At 64.6% G+C, this 17,124-nt stretch carries 18 protein-coding genes; 12 read left to right on the top strand and 6 right to left on the bottom strand.

All coding sequences use genetic code 11. From position 1 onward, the window contains the following. The first annotated feature begins 131 nt into the window (after positions 1-131). The 4 genes from ACIGJG_RS05605 to ACIGJG_RS05590 all read left to right on the top strand — a co-directional run bounded on the left by ACIGJG_RS05605 (position 132) and on the right by ACIGJG_RS05590 (position 2,847). Positions 132-782: a tetratricopeptide repeat protein gene (locus ACIGJG_RS05605; protein WP_011297303.1), complete on the top strand. Its 651-nt coding sequence runs from the start codon at positions 132-134 to the stop codon at positions 780-782. A 78-nt stretch (positions 783-860) separates the two neighbouring features. After that, entirely contained in the window at positions 861-1,448 is a 588-nt protein-coding gene (locus ACIGJG_RS05600) for a peptidylprolyl isomerase (protein ID WP_011297302.1), read from the top strand. Between the two features lie 24 nt (positions 1,449-1,472). Then, a complete protein-coding gene (locus ACIGJG_RS05595; protein ID WP_011297301.1) occupies positions 1,473-1,973 on the top strand; it encodes a peptidylprolyl isomerase in 501 nt (166 codons plus the stop codon). A 76-nt stretch (positions 1,974-2,049) separates the two neighbouring features. Beyond that, positions 2,050-2,847 (top strand): UDP-2,3-diacylglucosamine diphosphatase, encoded by a 798-nt coding sequence (locus ACIGJG_RS05590; RefSeq protein WP_041679873.1) that lies wholly within the window; start codon positions 2,050-2,052, stop codon positions 2,845-2,847. A 49-nt stretch (positions 2,848-2,896) separates the two neighbouring features. On the opposite strand, the gene cysE is transcribed toward ACIGJG_RS05590, so the two are convergent. Together cysE and ACIGJG_RS05580 are read right to left on the bottom strand one after the other, a co-directional pair. Next, positions 2,897-3,640, bottom strand: coding sequence for a serine O-acetyltransferase (gene cysE, locus ACIGJG_RS05585; protein WP_011297299.1), 744 nt, complete (start codon positions 3,638-3,640; stop codon positions 2,897-2,899). 262 nt (positions 3,641-3,902) lie between these two features. Then, complete coding sequence (locus tag ACIGJG_RS05580; protein ID WP_049796405.1) at positions 3,903-4,781, bottom strand: RNA methyltransferase; 879 nt, start codon at positions 4,779-4,781, stop codon at positions 3,903-3,905. Positions 4,782-4,960: 179 nt separating this feature from the next. Here ACIGJG_RS05580 and ACIGJG_RS05575 point away from each other — a divergent pair, with 179 nt between their 5' ends. From ACIGJG_RS05575 to ACIGJG_RS05550, 6 genes are all read left to right on the top strand, one after another. Beyond that, positions 4,961-5,785: an inositol monophosphatase family protein gene (locus tag ACIGJG_RS05575; RefSeq protein WP_011297297.1), complete on the top strand. Its 825-nt coding sequence runs from the start codon at positions 4,961-4,963 to the stop codon at positions 5,783-5,785. A gap of 157 nt (positions 5,786-5,942) precedes the next feature. Further along, a complete protein-coding gene (locus ACIGJG_RS05570) occupies positions 5,943-6,158 on the top strand; it encodes an HP1242/YdcH family protein (RefSeq protein ID WP_011297296.1) in 216 nt (71 codons plus the stop codon). A 2-nt stretch (positions 6,159-6,160) separates the two neighbouring features. Further along, on the top strand, positions 6,161-7,255 hold the full coding sequence (gene ppk2, locus ACIGJG_RS05565; RefSeq protein ID WP_011297295.1) for a polyphosphate kinase 2: 1,095 nt from the start codon (positions 6,161-6,163) through the stop codon (positions 7,253-7,255). 45 nt (positions 7,256-7,300) lie between these two features. Then, positions 7,301-7,735 carry a universal stress protein gene (locus ACIGJG_RS05560; protein ID WP_011297294.1) on the top strand — a complete coding sequence of 145 codons (435 nt, stop codon included), beginning with the start codon at positions 7,301-7,303 and terminating at the stop codon, positions 7,733-7,735. A gap of 311 nt (positions 7,736-8,046) precedes the next feature. After that, complete coding sequence (gene mutS, locus ACIGJG_RS05555; RefSeq protein ID WP_140949020.1) at positions 8,047-10,668, top strand: DNA mismatch repair protein MutS; 2,622 nt, start codon at positions 8,047-8,049, stop codon at positions 10,666-10,668. Next, a complete protein-coding gene (locus ACIGJG_RS05550) occupies positions 10,665-11,705 on the top strand; it encodes a hypothetical protein (RefSeq protein WP_483672860.1) in 1,041 nt (346 codons plus the stop codon). The genes mutS and ACIGJG_RS05550 overlap by 4 nt, the downstream gene beginning before the upstream one ends. Before the next feature lie 69 nt (positions 11,706-11,774). On the opposite strand, the gene ACIGJG_RS05545 is transcribed toward ACIGJG_RS05550, so the two are convergent. Further along, positions 11,775-12,299 (bottom strand): FKBP-type peptidyl-prolyl cis-trans isomerase, encoded by a 525-nt coding sequence (locus tag ACIGJG_RS05545; RefSeq protein WP_011297291.1) that lies wholly within the window; start codon positions 12,297-12,299, stop codon positions 11,775-11,777. 11 nt (positions 12,300-12,310) lie between these two features. Here ACIGJG_RS05545 and ACIGJG_RS05540 point away from each other — a divergent pair, with 11 nt between their 5' ends. Together ACIGJG_RS05540 and ACIGJG_RS05535 are read left to right on the top strand one after the other, a co-directional pair. Continuing rightward, positions 12,311-13,519, top strand: a complete 1,209-nt coding sequence (locus tag ACIGJG_RS05540) for a JmjC domain-containing protein (protein WP_483672859.1) — start codon at positions 12,311-12,313, stop codon at positions 13,517-13,519. Between the two features lie 200 nt (positions 13,520-13,719). After that, the gene (locus ACIGJG_RS05535; RefSeq protein WP_011297289.1) at positions 13,720-13,962 is read left to right on the top strand and encodes a hypothetical protein; all 243 of its coding nucleotides are present in this window, start codon (positions 13,720-13,722) and stop codon (positions 13,960-13,962) included. Positions 13,963-14,069: 107 nt separating this feature from the next. On the opposite strand, the gene ACIGJG_RS05530 is transcribed toward ACIGJG_RS05535, so the two are convergent. The 3 genes from ACIGJG_RS05530 to dapA all read right to left on the bottom strand — a co-directional run bounded on the left by ACIGJG_RS05530 (position 14,070) and on the right by dapA (position 17,098). Continuing rightward, positions 14,070-14,858, bottom strand: a complete 789-nt coding sequence (locus ACIGJG_RS05530) for an MBL fold metallo-hydrolase (protein ID WP_011297288.1) — start codon at positions 14,856-14,858, stop codon at positions 14,070-14,072. Between the two features lie 73 nt (positions 14,859-14,931). Then, entirely contained in the window at positions 14,932-16,167 is a 1,236-nt protein-coding gene (gene bamC, locus ACIGJG_RS05525; RefSeq protein ID WP_011297287.1) for an outer membrane protein assembly factor BamC, read from the bottom strand. Positions 16,168-16,213: 46 nt separating this feature from the next. Further along, on the bottom strand, positions 16,214-17,098 hold the full coding sequence (gene dapA, locus ACIGJG_RS05520) for a 4-hydroxy-tetrahydrodipicolinate synthase (RefSeq protein ID WP_140949021.1): 885 nt from the start codon (positions 17,096-17,098) through the stop codon (positions 16,214-16,216). Between the last annotated feature and the right edge of the window lie 26 nt (positions 17,099-17,124).

Below are 17,124 nucleotides of genomic sequence, written 5' to 3'. Positions count from 1 at the left end.
ACCGGAAGCGCCCTGCCCGCACCCATGGCGAACGGCTGCCCGGCACGCACACGGTGCCGCGGCGCGCACGTGCGTCGTGCCGGCGGTGGCGCTTTGCTAGAATGCCGCGGAGTATAACGGACCCATTCTCGATGAGCCTGACCCTGCCCTCCCGGCGCTTCGCCCCGGCGCGCCACGCCATGACCGCACTGGCCGTGCTTGCCGCGCTGGCAGGCACCGCCCATGCGCAGAACGGCCCGCTGTCCCTGGCAGCCCCGACCGCGCCGCCTTCGGGCCCGCGCTCGGCAGATCCCGGCATGGACAAGGCCGAACGCGCCGCCGCCGGCAAACGCTACGACGAAGCCATCTCCGGCTTCGACCGCGTGCTGGCCGCCAATCCGCGCAACGCGCAGGCCCGTTTCGAACGTGCCTGGGCCATGGCCCAGGCCGGACGCGAGGACCAGGCAATCCAGGCGTTCGCCGAGATGGCGCAGGACTTTCCGGAGCTGCCCGAGCCGCACAACAACCTGGCGCTGCTCTACGCAAAGCGCGGCGACCTGAAGCGCGCCGAGGCCGAACTGCTGCTGGCCACGGAGGTGAAGCCGGACTTCGCCATCGGGTACACCAACCTTGGCGACGTCTACCGCCGCCTGGCCGAGCAGTCCTATGCCGAAGCGCTGCGCCGCAACCCCGGCGATACGCGCGCCGGCGCTGCAATGCGGCAGTTGCGGCCGGCCGGAAGCCAGCCGAAGCCAGCCATCCCGTCGGTGACCGCCCCGGCCAGTGCTCCCGCCGCGCGCTGATACCCGCCACCAGACATTGCCTGTTCCGCTGCCGGGCTGCCAAGGCCCGGCAATCACCAATCTACCGGAGCTTCAGTCATGATCCGTTCCCGCCGCATCCTCCTGGCCGGCCTGAGCGCCGCCGCGCTGGCGCTGTCCGCATTGCCGTCGATGGCACAGCAGACGCAGAAAGCCGAACGTGTGCAGTTCGTCACCAACCAAGGCAAGTTCACCGTCGAGGTCTATCCCGACGCGGCGCCCAAGACCGTCGCCAACTTCATGGAATATGTGAAGAGCGGCTTCTACAGCGGCACCATCTTCCACCGCGTGATCAACGGCTTCATGGTCCAGGGCGGGGGCTTCGACCGCGAGATGAAGGAAAAGCCGACGCGTGCTCCGATCCCGCTCGAAGCGCAGAACGGCCTGAAGAACAAGGCTGGCACCGTGGCCATGGCCCGCACCGCAAACCCGAATTCCGCCACCGCTCAGTTCTTCGTCAATGTGGTGGATAATCCGAATCTCGACTACCCGCAGCCGGACGGCAACGGCTACGCAGTATTCGGCAAGGTGGTGGAAGGCATGGATACGATCGAGAAGATCAAGAACGTGCCGACCACGGCCTACGGCCCCATGCGCAATGTGCCGGCTGCGCCCATTGTGATCGAGTCGGCCAGCGTCATTCAATAAACACCACCGTACAGAGGAAAGCCCATGTCCAAGGTCCAGCTCCAAACCAACCAGGGTGTCATCACCATCGAACTCGACGCCGAGAAGGCTCCGAAGTCGGTCGAGAACTTCCTGTCGTATGTCCGCAAAGGCCACTATGACAACACCATCTTCCACCGCGTGATCAAGAACTTCATGATCCAGGGCGGCGGCTTCGAGCCGGGCATGAAGCAAAAGGGCACCGATGCCCCGATCGAAAACGAGGCCGGCAACGGCCTGAAGAACGACAAGTACACCGTGGCCATGGCGCGCACCAACGCACCGCATTCCGCCACGGCCCAGTTCTTCATCAACGTGGTCGACAACGACTTCCTGAACTTCAGCTCGCCGACGCCGCAAGGTTTCGGCTACGCCGTGTTCGGCAAGGTCGTTGAAGGCACCGACGTGGTCGACCAGATCAAGGGCGTGCGCACCGGCAGCTCGGGCTTCCATCAGGACGTGCCGCTGGAAGACGTCGTGATCGAAAAGGCTGTGGTCGTCGAGTAAGAACGCGATCCATGCTTCACGATTGCGGCTTCATGCACGCTTCCCTGCCGACAACTACATCGACCTGGCCGCGCGCATGACCGCAATCCCCACCACGCCGGTGGCCGGTCCCCTCGAGGTACAGGCGCCGGCGTGGTTCATTTCCGATCTGCACCTGACGCCAGGCATGCCGCGCACGCTGGCCGCGTTCGAGCGCGTGCTCGAACGTGCCGCCATGGAAGCGCGCACGCTGTTCATCCTTGGCGATTTCTTCGAGTTCTGGGTCGGTGACGAAGAGACCAGTTCGCCGTTCGCCGCACGGGTGGCCACGGCGCTGCGCACGCTGGCAGGACGTGGCGTGCCGGTCTACCTGATGCACGGAAATCGCGATTTCCTGCTCGGCAAGCGCTTCGCCAAAGCGGCGGGAGCCACCTTGCTTCCGGATCCCACCGTCATTCTGTGCGCCGGCCAGCGCGTGGTGCTCAGCCATGGCGACATGCTGTGCACCGACGACGAGCGCTACAACCGTTTCCGACGATGGACCCGCAAGCGCTGGGTGCAACGGGTATTCCTCGCCCTGCCGCTGTCCGCACGTCTCGGCGTGGCCCGTCGGCTGCGTGCCGACAGCGAAGCCGGCCGCCAGCGCCAGGTTGACCAGGGACAGCCGACCCACGTCGTGTACGGAGATACCTCGCCGGCCGCGGTGACCGCCCTTCTCGAGGCCAGCGATGCCAGGCTGCTCGTCCATGGCCACACTCACCGGCCCGCACGGCATCAGGATGCCGCCGGCGTGCGATGGGTGCTGACCGATTGGGATCTCGATGGCAGCCAGCCGCGCGCCGCGGTGCTGCAGCTCGACGAAGGCGGCTTTCACGTGCTGCCGCAGACGACATAAGGGGCAGCCGCGGCTGCCCCTAATTTTTTGCTTCGCCGTCGCCTGTCGCCTACTTCATCAGCCTGCGCAGTTCGCTGGCATCGAAGCGGTCGTTCGGCGTGTTCTCGAGATGCTCGCCCAGGCGATCGAGTGCGGCCAGTACGGCCTCGATACGATCATTCTGCTTGGCTGCATTGTCGATCAGCCCCTTGAGCGCGAGAGACACCGGATCATCCGCATTAGGCGTGATGCCATAGGCTGAGAACTCCTGCTTCGCACCCTGCTGCGATGTCGGCGCGTCGGGCAGGATGATACGCGCCGGAATGCCCACCGCCGTCGCACCGGGAGGCACGGGCTTGAGCACCACGGCATTGGAGCCCACACGAGCGCCGTCACCGACCACGAAACCGCCAAGCACCTTGGCGCCCGCGCTGACCACCACGTTGGCGCCCAGCGTCGGATGCCGTTTCTGGCCCTTGTACAGCGACGTACCGCCCAGCGTCACGCCCTGGTAGATCGTGCAGTCGTCGCCGATCTCCGCGGTTTCGCCGATCACCACACCCATGCCGTGGTCGATAAATACGCGACGGCCCAGCTTCACCGCAGGATGAATCTCGATGCCGGTGAGAAAGCGGGACCAGTGCGAGATCCAGCGTCCCAGCCAATGAAAGCCGCCATTCCAGCAAGCGTGGGCAAAGCGGTGGAACACCACGGCATGCAGGCCGGGATAGCAGGTCAGGACTTCGAGGCGGCTGCGCGCGGCGGGATCGCGCAGCATGATGGTGTCGATATCTTCCTTCAGACGAGAGAACATCTTGGTCGTGTCGTGTTGCCGCGCCGTGCGCCAGCCGCGCGGGCATCTGCCGTGGGCTCGGTCGCCGGCGCGGTCATTGGCCGGTGAAAACGGGGATCCGGGAGTGTAAGAGATTTGCGGCCCCGATGCCGTCAGGGACATTGGCTTCGACGCGTGTTCAACATCGCTGGGACAGGGACGCGCGACCAGCCACCGGCCTGCGCGCGCATCGGCGCGTCGCAGTGGGGAAACTCGGTGTCTGGGCCTGGTTCTGCGCCACGGTTCAATGTTCCTCTTGCCTGGCCGGTGTGGACGGCCCTGATTGTTCTGGCTTGGTGCGACCGCCGCGCACGGCGATCAGCATGTGCTTGGCGATGCCGCGCAGGATGTTCACTTCCTCACGCTCCAACCCGGCACGTGCGAGCAGCCGCCGCAGGCGCGTCATCAGCTTGCGCGGATTGGCCGGGTCCAGGAAGCCAATCGCTTCCAGCCCCTGCTGCAGGTGGCCGAACATCGATTCGACCTGCTCCGCCGTCGCCGGCTCACCAGCATAGCCGATATTGCCACTGTCGTCCGGCGCGGCCTGCGCCCGGTCCAGCAGCGCCAGGCGCATCTCGTAGGCAATGAGCTGCACGGCCTGGGCCAGATTGAGCGAGGCATAGACCGGATTGGCGGGGATATGCGTCACCGCCACGCAGCGCTCGACGACGTCGTTGGGCAGGCCGTAGCGCTCGTTGCCGAATACGAATGCGATCTCGTCCCCGGCCCGGGCAGCCAGCGACTCGGCACCGCGTGCGGCAGCGTCACGCGGCAGCAGCCGGGGCGGGCCGAACTCGCGTTGCCGTGCGGTCATCGCCACGGTCTGCGTGGCCCCCTCCAGCGCGGCTTCGATGCTGTCCACAATCACCGCGCCGGCCAGCACGTCGTCAGCGCCGCTGGCCATGGCCACGGCATCCGGGTGCTCGCGCACGCCAGGCTCACGTGGCGAGACCAGCACCAGGCTGCCAAAGCCCATGGTCTTGATCGCGCGCGCCACCGAGCCGACATTGCCGGGGTGGCTGGTTTCGACCAGCACAAAGCGCACGCGGGCGAACATGCCGTCCGCAGGCATGGCCAGCGCGGCCGTTCCGGCGGCCTGGCTCGTCTCGTTTGCCGGGTTCATATACAATTCAGCTTCTTCTTCGGCGCGGCGCCGATATTTTGCTTGCCAGCGAGACGCTTGCAGCACATATGGCGACGCCCCACGTTCTTCTACAATTCGTTGTGTTGTCAGCTGCCCGGACCCCGGTGCGCGAAATCGTTCGCGCCATGGCGGAAATCCGGTGCGGCCTGGAGAGATTCATGCATCCGATGCTCAATATCGCCATCAAGGCGGCCCGCAAGGCGGGTTCCATCATCAACCGCGCGTCGCTAGACGTCGATCTGGTGCGCGTTTCGCGCAAACAACACAACGATTTCGTGACCGAGGTCGACAAGGCTGCCGAAGCGGCGATCATCGAGATCATCCGCACTGCCTACCCCGAACACGCCATTCTAGCGGAAGAGTCCGGCCAGTCCTGGGCCGAGGGCGAAGACCAGCACGAGTACACCTGGGTCATCGACCCGCTCGACGGCACCACCAACTTCATCCACGGCTTCCCGCAATACGCCGTATCGATCGCCCAGCTGCATCGTGGCGTTCCGTCGCAGGCCGTGGTCTACGACCCGACCCGTGACGAACTGTTTACCGCGAGCAAGGGCGCCGGCGCATTCCTGAACAACCGCCGCATCCGCGTCACGCGCCGCGACAAGCTGGCCGATTGCCTGATCGGCACCGGCTTCCCGTTCCGCGACCTCGAAGGCGTGGACGAGTACCTGGAAATCTTCGCGCTGATGACGCGCAGCTGCGCTGGCCTGCGCCGCCCTGGCGCCGCCGCGCTGGACCTCGCCTATGTGGCGTGCGGCCGGCTGGACGGCTTCTTCGAAAGCGGCCTGAAGCCCTGGGATATGGCTGCCGGCATGCTACTGATCACTGAATCGGGCGGCCTGGTCGGCAACTACGCCGGCGAAGCGCGCCAAATGGAACAAGGCGAAGTGTTGGCCGGCAACCCGAAGGCCTTTGCCCAGATGGTTCGCCTGCTGTCGCCGTACTCGCTGGACAACGCCAAGCCCGCCGCCACGGCCTGAGTTCCTGCCTCTTATACGCAAGGCGCCCGCCACTCCGGCGGGCGTTTTTGTTTTTGCGCCGCCCGCGACGTCGGGCCGCGATGATCCACGTCAAGGTCGCTGCAGCCGTGCTTGCTCAGAATGGGAATGCCATAGCACATTTCTGAGGAGGCCCCGCATGTTCCCTGAATACCGCGACCAGATTTCCCTGCTGAAGACGCAGGACGCTCATTTCGCACGGCTGTTCGATCGCCACAACCAGCTGGACCAGGAAATCCACAATATGGAAGCCGGCATCCTGCACGGCACCACCATGGAGATCGAGCGCCTCAAGAAGGAAAAGCTTCAGCTCAAGGACCAGCTCTACGCCATCCTGCGCAATACACAGGCTTGATCATGGCAGGAACCAACCATGACACCAGCGCGGCTGACGCAGTCCGCGCCACCGCACGCGGCGACGTGCTGCCCACCAATACGACCCGCTCGGCCGAGCGCAACGAGGTGAACGATGCCATCGGCGCCGCCGTCCAGCTCGCGGCGAACAGCATGCAGGACGTGCTTGCCCATCAGGACAAGGACAGCGTGCTGGATTCGATCCGCGCGCTGATGGACGGGCTCTCGCCCGACGAGGCCGGGCAGTTGCGCAGCCTGATCCTCGAAGGCGACCCGGGCGCCTGGCAGGCCGGCCGCAACCGGCATCCGGACGAGGAACTGTCTGCGGCCTGGCGCGACGGCGCGTATCCGTACCAGAACCTGATGTCGCGCCGCAATTACGAGAAGCAGAAGTACCGCCTGCAGGTCGAACTGCTGAAGCTGCAGGCCTGGGTGCGCGAGACCGGCCAGCGCGTGGTGATCGTGTTCGAAGGGCGCGACGCGGCTGGCAAGGGCGGCACCATCAAACGCTTCATGGAACACATGAACCCGCGCGGCGCGCGCGTGGTCGCACTGGAAAAGCCCACCGAGTCCGAACGGGGGCAATGGTACTTCCAGCGCTACGTGCAGCACCTGCCGTCAGCCGGCGAGATCGTGCTGTTCGACCGTTCCTGGTACAACCGCGCGGGCGTGGAACACGTGATGGGCTTCTGCTCGCCGCAGGAGTACCAGGATTTCCTGCAGCAGGCACCGGAATTCGAGCGCCATCTGGTTCGCAGCGGCATCCACTTGTTCAAGTTCTGGTTCTCGGTCAGCCGGCATGAACAGCGCCGCCGCTTCAAGGAACGCCAGGTCCATCCGCTCAAGCAATGGAAGCTGAGCCCCGTGGATATCGCCTCGCTCGACAAGTGGGATGCATACACACGCGCCAAGGAAGCGATGTTCGCCCATACGGACACCGCCGATGCACCGTGGACGGTGATCCGCTCGGATTGCAAGAAGCGCGCGCGCCTGAATGCGCTGCGCTTCATCCTGTCGCGCTTTCCTTACGGCAACCGCGACACCACGGCGATTGGCCAGCCGGACCCGCTGATCGTCGGACGCGCGCTCGCCAACTGACCAGTCCTTCCCGCCCCCCCTCTTTCCGTCATTGAAAGGAATACCATGTTCAAGCACATCCTGCTCCCGGTCGATGGCTCGGAGCTTTCGCACAAGGCCGTTTCCGCCGCCATTGAGTTCGCGCGTGCGACTGGCGCCAGGCTGACCCCCTATATGTCCGTGGAAGAGTATCCCTACGTCCTGTCGACCGACTCCAGCCATGAAAAGCGCGACGTGTTCCAGCAACGGATGGAAGCTGCCGCCAGGCAAGAGCTTTCGCGCATCGAGGCTGCCGCGGCACTGGCGGGCGTGCCGTGCACGGGACACGTCTCGACAGCCTCGGCGCCGTTCCGCGGGATCATCAATTCCGCACAGCATCTCGCTTGCGACGTCATTTTCATGGCATCGCATGGCCGCAGCGGCATCGCGGGGCTGCTGCTCGGCAGTGAAACCCAGAAGGTGCTGACGCACAGTACGATTCCGGTACTCGTGTTCCGCTGATATTGGTTCAACGCCCTCTCTCCACCGGCATAGCGGCGGCTATGCCGGCCATCCTCCAGATTTCCCGGCCCTACGCGCTGGGGTCACAAGCCCGCCTGCGGTAAACTCCCTACTTTGGCCGTCCGGACACAATCCGGGCGCGCATCCGCGCGCTGCGGAATCACATGCCGGGGAAGAGACGGCAACGACCCGCAACGTCGTGCGGGCTACGCTGCCGGCTACGCCGCAAGGCCACGCCAGACAAGGGAATGCAGGAGAAAATCGAATTGAATCAGGAAGTTGCGAAGCCCCTTGCGGAGAAGCACACTCCGATGATGCAGCAATATTTGCGCATCAAAGCGGACCATCCGGACACTTTGCTCTTCTACCGGATGGGCGACTTCTACGAGCTGTTTCACGACGATGCCGAAAAGGCCGCGCGGCTGCTCGATATCACGCTGACCGCGCGCGGCAGTTCCAACGGCGTGCCGATCCGCATGGCGGGCATTCCGTTCCATTCGGCGGACCAGTACCTCGCCAAGCTCGTGAAGCTTGGCGAGTCGGTCGCGATCTGCGAACAGATCGGCGACCCGGCCGCGAGCAAGGGCCCTGTCGAGCGCAAGGTGGTGCGCATTGTCACGCCTGGCACGCTGACCGACGCCTCGCTGTTGCCGGACAAGTCCGATACGTTCCTGATGGCGGTCCATCAGCAGACCACGCGGCGCGGCGTCAGCAAGACCGGGCTGGCCTGGCTGAACCTGGCTAGCGGCGAACTTCGGCTGATGGAATGCGAAGCGGCACAGCTCGCGCGCGAATTCGAACGCATCCGCCCCGCCGAATTGCTCTACGCGGACGGCATCGATTTGCCTGCCGTGGCATGCGCGCGCACGCGGCTACCGGAGTGGCACTTCGACCAGGATGCCGGCACGCGCCGCCTGCTCGAACAGCTTGGCGTGGCGAGCCTGGAACCCTTCGGGTGCGCCGGGCTCGGCGCCGCGATCGGTGCGGCCGGCGCGCTGCTGAACTATGCGGCGACCACGCAGGGCCAGTCGCTGCGCCATGTGCGTGACATCAAGGTCGAGCGCGAATCGGAATTCGTCGGGCTGGACTCGGCCACGCGTCGAAACCTGGAGCTGACCGAGACGCTGCGTGGCGGCGAATCGCCCACGCTGTTCTCTCTGCTGGATACCTGCGCGACGGCGATGGGCAGCCGCGCGCTGCGCCACTGGCTGCATCACCCGCTACGCGATCCCGCGCTGCCGCGCGCACGACAGCAGGCCATCGGCGTGCTGATCGACCACGGCATCGACGACCTGCGCAGCGCATTACGCAAGCTTGCTGACGTCGAGCGCATTACCTCGCGCTTGGCGCTGCTGAGCGCGCGCCCGCGCGATTTGTCTTCGCTGCGCGATACGCTGCGCGCGTTGCCGCATGTGCGCGCGTGCCTGCAGGCCGAGCCGGACAGCTCGCTGCTGTCGCTGACCGTCGCCGAACTCGCCGTGCCGCAAGCCTGCCTGGACCTGCTGATCTCCGCGGTCGCCGAGGAGCCCGCCACGGTCGTGCGCGACGGCGGCGTGATCGCGCGCGGCTATGACGCGGAACTCGACGAGCTGCGCGATATTTCCGAGAACTGCGGCCAGTTCCTGGTCGACCTGGAATCGCGCGAGCGTACCCGCACCGGCATCGCCAACCTGCGTGTCGAGTACAACCGCGTGCATGGCTTCTACATCGAAGTCACGAACGGCCAGGCCGACAAGGTGCCCGACGATTACCGCCGGCGCCAGACGCTCAAGAACGCTGAACGCTATATCACGCCCGAGCTGAAAGCCTTCGAGGACAAGGCGCTGTCGGCGCAGGACCGTGCGCTAGCGCGCGAGAAGCAGCTCTACGACGTGCTGCTGCAGGCGCTGCTGCCGCATATCGGCGAACTGCAACGCGTGGCCGGTGCTCTGGCGCGGCTTGACGTGCTGGCCTCGCTGGCCGAGCGCGCGCAGACGCTGGACTGGTCGTGCCCGGAGCGCGTGGGCGACAACGTGATCGACATCGTGCAGGGCCGCCATCCCGTGGTGGAAGGCCAGCTCGCTGCCGAATCCGTGCCATTCATCGCCAACGACTGCCAGCTCAACGAGGCGCGCAAGTTGCTGCTGATCACCGGCCCGAACATGGGCGGTAAGTCGACCTTCATGCGGCAGACCGCGCTGATCGTGCTGCTCGCCTGCGTGGGCGCCTACGTACCGGCCCGGCGCGCAGTGATCGGCCCCGTGGACCGCATCTTTACGCGTATCGGCGCCGCCGACGACCTGGCGGGCGGACGCTCTACGTTCATGGTCGAGATGACCGAGGCGGCGGCGATCCTGCACCACGCCACGCCTGCCAGCCTGGTGCTGATGGACGAGATTGGGCGCGGCACCTCGACCTTCGACGGGCTCGCACTGGCCTGGGCGATCGCACGCCACCTGCTGTCGCACAACCGTAGCCACACGCTGTTCGCAACCCACTACTTCGAACTCACGCAACTGCCGCAGGAGTTCCCGCAGGCTGCGAACGTGCACCTGTCGGCCGTTGAACATGGCGACGGCATTGTCTTCCTGCACGCGGTGCAGGACGGCCCCGCCAGCCAAAGCTACGGCTTGCAGGTCGCGCAGCTCGCCGGCGTGCCGCAGCCCGTGATTCGCGCCGCACGCAAGCATCTCGCATGGCTCGAACAGCAGTCGGCCGATGCCACGCCGACGCCGCAGCTCGACCTGTTCGCCCCGCCGCCACATCCTGACACGAGCGACGACGACGAGCCTGTCAGCATTGGAAAACCTGTGCAAGTCGCATTGCTGCCCGAACAGGCAGCTGTGCTCGACGCGCTCTCGGATCTGGACCCGGACAGCCTCACTCCACGTGCTGCGCTGGATGCGCTCTACCGGCTCAAGGTGCTGGCTGGCGAGGTTGTCGACGCCGCATGAATGCTTCGGGCAGCCGGCTCCGTGGCCGGGCGTTGATCATTGCCGCATTGCTGCCGTTGCTGGCCGCCATGTCAGTGTCCGCCGCCGCGCCAGCCCGCCGCGCGGGCAAGACCACTGGCCCGGAGACCATCCGCATCGCGTTGCTGGCGGACCTACCGCAATGGCCGGCAGCCGAAGACCGCTTCGCCGCCCTCCTCGACCTGCTGGCCGAGCGCAAACTGGACCTCGTTGTCCATGCAGGCGGTATCAAGGGCGATACGGAGTCATGCGGCGATGCGGTGCTGCAGGCGCGGCAACACCTGCTCGACCAGTCGCCGCTGCCGCTGGTGTTCGTGCCTGGCGAAACCGACTGGGCCGAATGCCACCTGCCGGTCAATGGCAATTTCGATGCCGTGGAGCGGCTCAACCGCTTGCGCGAGCTGTTCTTTCCGGAGGATGCCACGCTGGGCAGGCATCCGCGTGCCGTCGTGCGGCAGTCGGACCAGGCCATGTTCCGCAGCTTCCGCGAGAATGTGCGGATCAGCCTCGGCAATATTCTGCTGGTCGGCCTGAATGTTCCTGGCGACAACAACCACTATCGTAACGAAGGTGGCCGCAACGGGGAGTTTGAGGATCGTCGTGAGGCCAACCGGCAATGGCTCGCGCGCGCGTTCTCGATCGCGCAGCAGCATGGCATGACGGGGCTCATCATCGTCGCACATGGCGATCCGCAGTTTGGCAACGGCTGGGAGAAACGCGGCAAGCCGTCGCTGCTTGACGGATTCATGCGCCGGCGCCCGCGTGATGGCTACCTCGAGTTCAAGCGACAGTTGCGCGAAATGGCTGGCCGCTATCGAGGGCAGGTGCTGCTCGTGCACGCGAGCAGCAATGGTTTTCGCACCGACAAGCCATTGCGTGATACCACGGGCAAGGCGATGCAAAACTTCACGCGCGTGGCGCTGCCGGCCGGCACGACGGCGCAATGGACTGAACTGATCGTGACACCGCAAGCGGCCTCGCCGTTCAGCGTGGTGCTGAAGGATGGAGTCGGAAATTAGCCGGCGCTCGCCATAAAACAAAAGAGCCGGCATGACCGGCTCTTTTGCTGACATCGCTTTCGCGAGATCTCAGTGCAGCGTACGCGGGGTGTCGTCGTCATCTTCATCGGCCACCTCGACGCCCGATGCGCCGTGCGCGTGGCCGTGTTCGATTTCCTCGGCCGTGGCTTCACGCACTTCGGACACCTTCAGCCAGAAGCGCAGCGCCATGCCGGCCAGCGGATGGTTGCCGTCGAGCACCACCTTGTCTTCGGCCACATCGGTCACGGTGTAGATGACGGAGTCTTCTTCATCGCCATCCTCCGGCATGCCTTCGAACTGCATGCCGACTTCGAGCGGCTCGGGGAAACGGTCGCGCGGCTCGACCTTGACGAGGTCGGCGTCGTAGTCGCCAAATGCGTCTTCGGGTTCCAGCTGCAACTGAGTCTCGAAGCCAGTGTCGTGGCCGTCGAGTGCTTCCTCGATCTTGGGGAACGTGCCATCATAGCCGCCGTGCAAGTAGACCATGGCCTCATCCGATTCCTCGATCAGATTGCCTTGCGCATCCGACAGCTTGTACACCACGGACACCACCGTGTTCTTAGCGATTTTCAATTCTTGACTCCATGAACGATTCCGCATTATACGCGCACGCCCTGCCACCTGGCCCCGTCGATCCGGATGCACCGCTGGGCCTTCTAGGTGGCATGACGCCCGCTGCTTTCATGCGCGATATCTGGCAACGGAAACCGCTGTTGATTCGACAGGCATTTCCCGAAATTGTGCCGCCTGTGTCGCGCGAGGCGCTTTTCGCGCTAGCCGACCGGGACGAAGTCGAGTCGCGCCTGGTGACGCACTTCCGCAACAGGTGGAAGCTCGAGAACGGCCCGTTCGCCGCCGACAACCTGCCGACCATCAAGACTAAACAGTGGACCCTGCTGGTGCAGGGTGTCAACCTCCATGACGCGGCCGCGGCCGACCTGATGGGTCAGTTCCGCTTCGTGCCCGACGCGCGCCTGGACGACCTGATGATCAGCTACGCGACCGACGGTGGCGGTGTCGGTCCGCACTTCGATTCCTACGACGTGTTTCTGCTGCAGGTTTCGGGCCGGCGCCGCTGGCGCATCTCGTCGCAGACGAAGCTCGATCTCGTACCGGATATGCCGCTGAAGATCCTGGCCGACTTCAGTGCCGAAGAGGAATGGGTGCTCGAGCCCGGCGACATGCTCTACCTGCCCCCGCAGTATGCGCACGATGGCATTGCCGAAGGCGAATGCATGACATGCTCGATCGGCTTCCGCGCGCCTGCGTACCGCGAACTTGCGGGCCATTTCCTTGCGTGGCTGTCCGAGACTGTCGAAGACAACGAAGACCTCGGCGGTCGTTATGCGGATCCTGGCGAGCGTGCGGCAAAGCATCCCGCGCAACTGCCGGCCGGCATGGCGAAGGCTGTCGCGCAGCGCCTCAAGGCCTTGCAATGGAACGGTGCGATGGTGTCGGAATTCGTGGGTACCTACCTGTCCGAACCGAAGCCAACGGTCGAGTTTGCCCAGGTGCCCGATATCCCGATGCGGCAGTATGCCAAGCTCGCGCGCACGCATGGCGTCGTATTGGCACCCGGTTCGATTGCGCTCTATGACAACACGCATTTCTTCCTGAATGGTGAAGCATACGAGCCCGAGCCGGAACTGGCACAGTGGTTGCGTCGATTGGCCGATTATCGGCAACTTTCCGCAAAGGAAGTGGAGACATGTGCCGGCCTGCCGGATCTGCTTGATACCTTCCATCACTGGACACTAGAGGGCTGGTTGCAGCTTTCACCGGCGGCACTGTAATAATGCGTAACATTGCAATTCCGTAAATTTTCACGCTACACAAGCCGGGAAAACGCGGATATAATCGTCGGCTGGCTAGTACTGTGTACCACTGCATTTGTCGGCACCGGGAGAGCCTCTATTTTGCAGTTCAAGAGCGATAATTACCGGTAATTATTCATCGCCTGTTTTTTTGGTTATTACAAGTTAAAGGACGAACAATGAAGAAGTCTCTCCTGATCGCATCGCTGCTGGCCGCTGTTGCTCTCGCCGCCTGCGGCAAGAAGGAAGAAGCTGCTGCTCCGGCTGCTGACACCGCCGCTCCGGCTGCTGCCGCTCCCGCCGCTGAAGCTTCGGCTCCTGCCGCTGAAGCCCCGGCCGCTCCGGCTGCTGAAGCCTCGGCCCCGGCTGCTGACGCATCGGCTCCGGCCGCTGACGCTTCGGCTCCGGCTGCCAAGCAGTAATTGGTTCGTACCAACAAAAAAACCGACCTTCGGGTCGGTTTTTTTGTTTCTGCGGCGACCGCGCTAGCCACCACCAGCGCTTTCAGGCCATCAAATCTGATCGCCTCTTACCCCCGGACTGACTGCCAGTCCAGCCCCGCTTCCTGATCCGCCACCAGCACGTCCGTCGGCAATGCGCCAAGCGCAGACGCCAGCGCCGCCGTGGCAAGTTCACGCGTATTGTTCTGCTTGCTCAGGTGCGCCGCGACCACGCGATTCAGTCCGCTATGGGAAACCTGTGCGAGGATGCTTGCCGCGACCTCGTTGGCCAGGTGACCGAGATCTCCGCCGATGCGACGCTTGAGAGAAGCCGGATAGACCGAGTTGCGCAACATCTCGCGATCGTGGTTGCATTCGAGCACCAGTGCGTCGACGCCTGACAGGCGCGCCGTCACATATGGCGTTTCCATTCCGATATCGGTCAGCACACCAAGGCGTGCATCCCCATCGGACAGCACGAATTGCAGAGGTTCGCGCGCATCGTGCGGCACGGTATAGGGCAGCACCTGCAGGCCGCCGATGCTGAACACATGGTCTGCACCGCAGACGCGCACGTCCGCCAACGCGGCGCCTCGCATATGCTGGGTGGCCAGCCATGTGCCATGGCTCGTATACACAGCAATGTCATGCCGGGCAGCGAATGGGTAAGCGGAGCCGACGTGATCGCCATGCTCGTGCGTCACCAGCACAGCATCGAGCTGGTCAGGCGTGACACCAAGGCGCTCGAGGCGCCTGGCCGTCTCGCGGATGCCGAAGCCGCAGTCCAGCAGGATGCGGGTAGTGGTGGTTCCTTCGCGGGATTCAACCAGCAGCGAGTTGCCCTCGCTGCCACTGCCAAGAAAGGCAAAGCGCATCATGCAAGCGCCCGCCTCATGACAAATCGCGTAGACCGGGCCGTGCGGCCCGTTCGATCGACCGGCACTCTACGTGTCAGTGGAGTTGCTCGTCGAGCAGCGAGAGGATGCGCTTGCCGACTTCGCCGTTCTCCGGCTGGCCGGCATCGTTGAGCACCGTCACCAGCGTGCCCGAGCCCGTGCCTTTGAGCGCCACGCGGTACTTCTTCGCGGTCTTCGGATCATCCGGCTTGGTGAACAGCTTCGAGAAGAAGCCACGGCTGTCGACGTTGGTGCGCGGGTCGACGTAGCGCACGTAGTACAGGCCCTGGGCACGGTCGCGGTCTTCGACGGTGAAGTTCACGCGATCAAGCGACAGGCCCACCGAACGCCAGGCGCGATCGAAAGGCTCGGGAATCTGCAGCGCCGGCGAGCCATTGACCTGCGACAGGTAGGACTTGCTGGCGGCCGATGCGGCATCACCCGCGACCGCAGCACCGGTCGCCTCGGCCGCAGCACCAGCCGCTGCGGCGTTGCCCACCGGCGTCGGGTTCTTGGCCATCTGGTTAGCCTGCTCCTTCTGCACGCCCAGGCGTTGCGCAAGGCGCGAAAGGAATTCGGCTTCCAGCTCCGGATCGGCCGGACGCGGCGTCCAGACGGTCGTCGACTTGTCGACGCCAGTCAGTTGCTCCTGCGCGCCACGATGGCTGATGAAGACTTCGAGCGTGCCGTTCTGCGAGCGCTCGACGCGCGTGCGGAACTTGTCGCGCTCCGACGTCGAGTACAGGCCGTCGAACACCTTGCCGATCGTATTGCGGATGATGTCCTGCGGAATCTTGGCGCGGTTTTCCGCCCAGTCCGTTTCCATGATGCCGGTCTCAGGCGAATCCTGGACCAGCAGGAAACCGCTTTCCTGCCAGAATCCACGCAGCGACTGCCACAGCTGGTCGGCGCGCATGCCGTTGCTGATCACGAGCCAGCGCTGGTTGCCGTCGCGCTCCATGCGGATGCCCTGCGCCGAAGGCAGGACGTTTTCCGTCGGCGAGGCCTCGCGGGTCTTGGTCGCCTGGCTGTAGTTCGACAGCGTCGAGGTGTTCGTACCACCCTGGTCCGGCACGGAATAGCGGCGATCGCCATCCAGCTTGGTCAGGTCAGGCGGAATGTCGAGCGACGGCGTACGCTTGGAAGCCGACGACTTGTAGTCGATCTTGTCCGGCTGCATCGCATCGTTGATGCTGCTGCAGCCCGTGATCACACCCGCGGCAAGCACGGGCACAACCAGTGCGGCGCGGCGGACTTGCGTCGCGCCACGGCGGTTAAGCTTGAGTTTCATTGACACGCAATCCTAGTTGAGGGGACGGCACGGGTGCGCCGGAAAATCAGCGCAGCAGGCCAGCGGCGGCCAGTGCCTTGCGCACGGTCTCGTGATTGGACTCCAGCAGCGGCGTGAGCGGCAGGCGGATGCCGCCTTCCATCTTGCCCATCTGCTGCAGAGCCCACTTGACCGGAATCGGGTTGGCTTCGACGAACATCGCCTTGTTCAACTCGATCAGTTCCATGTGCAGGCGGCGCGCGGTCACCACGTCGCCCTTGAGCGCGGCCACGCACATTTCGTGCATCTTGCGCGGCGCCACGTTGGCGGTCACCGAGATATTGCCTTTGCCGCCCAGCAGGATCAGCGCCACGGCGGTCGGATCGTCACCGCTGTAGATCGCAAAGCCTTCCGGCGCATCCTTGATCAGTTGCGCGGCGCGGTCGATGTTGCCGGTCGCTTCCTTCACCCCGACGATGCCTGGCACCTGCGCGAGGCGCAGGATGGTGTCGTTGGTCATGTCCGCAACGGTGCGGCCCGGCACGTTGTACAGCAGCACCGGCAGTTCCACCGCCTCGGCGATGGTGCGGAAATGCCGGTACATGCCTTCCTGGGTCGGCTTGTTGTAGTACGGCACGACCTGGAGCGAGGCGTCGGCGCCAACCTTCTTGGCGAAGGCCGTCAGCTCGATGGCTTCCTTGGTCGAGTTGCCGCCGGTACCGGCGATGATGGGAATCCGCTTGCCAGCCTGCTCCACCGCCACGCGAATCAGTTCGCAGTGCTCGTCCACCGAGACGGTGGGCGATTCGCCGGTGGTGCCAACGATCACGATGGCATCGGTGCCCTCGGCCACGTGCCAGTCGACGAGCGCGCGCAGCGCCGGGTAATCCAGGCTGCCGTCCTCATGCATCGGGGTGACGATGGCAACAATGCTGCCGGTAATCTGTGTCATAACGTTAGGGAATTCGGGATGCGAAT

The organism is Cupriavidus sp. C1SS-2L, from assembly GCF_057073735.1.
This window is presented reverse-complemented; position numbering and strand designations above follow the sequence as displayed.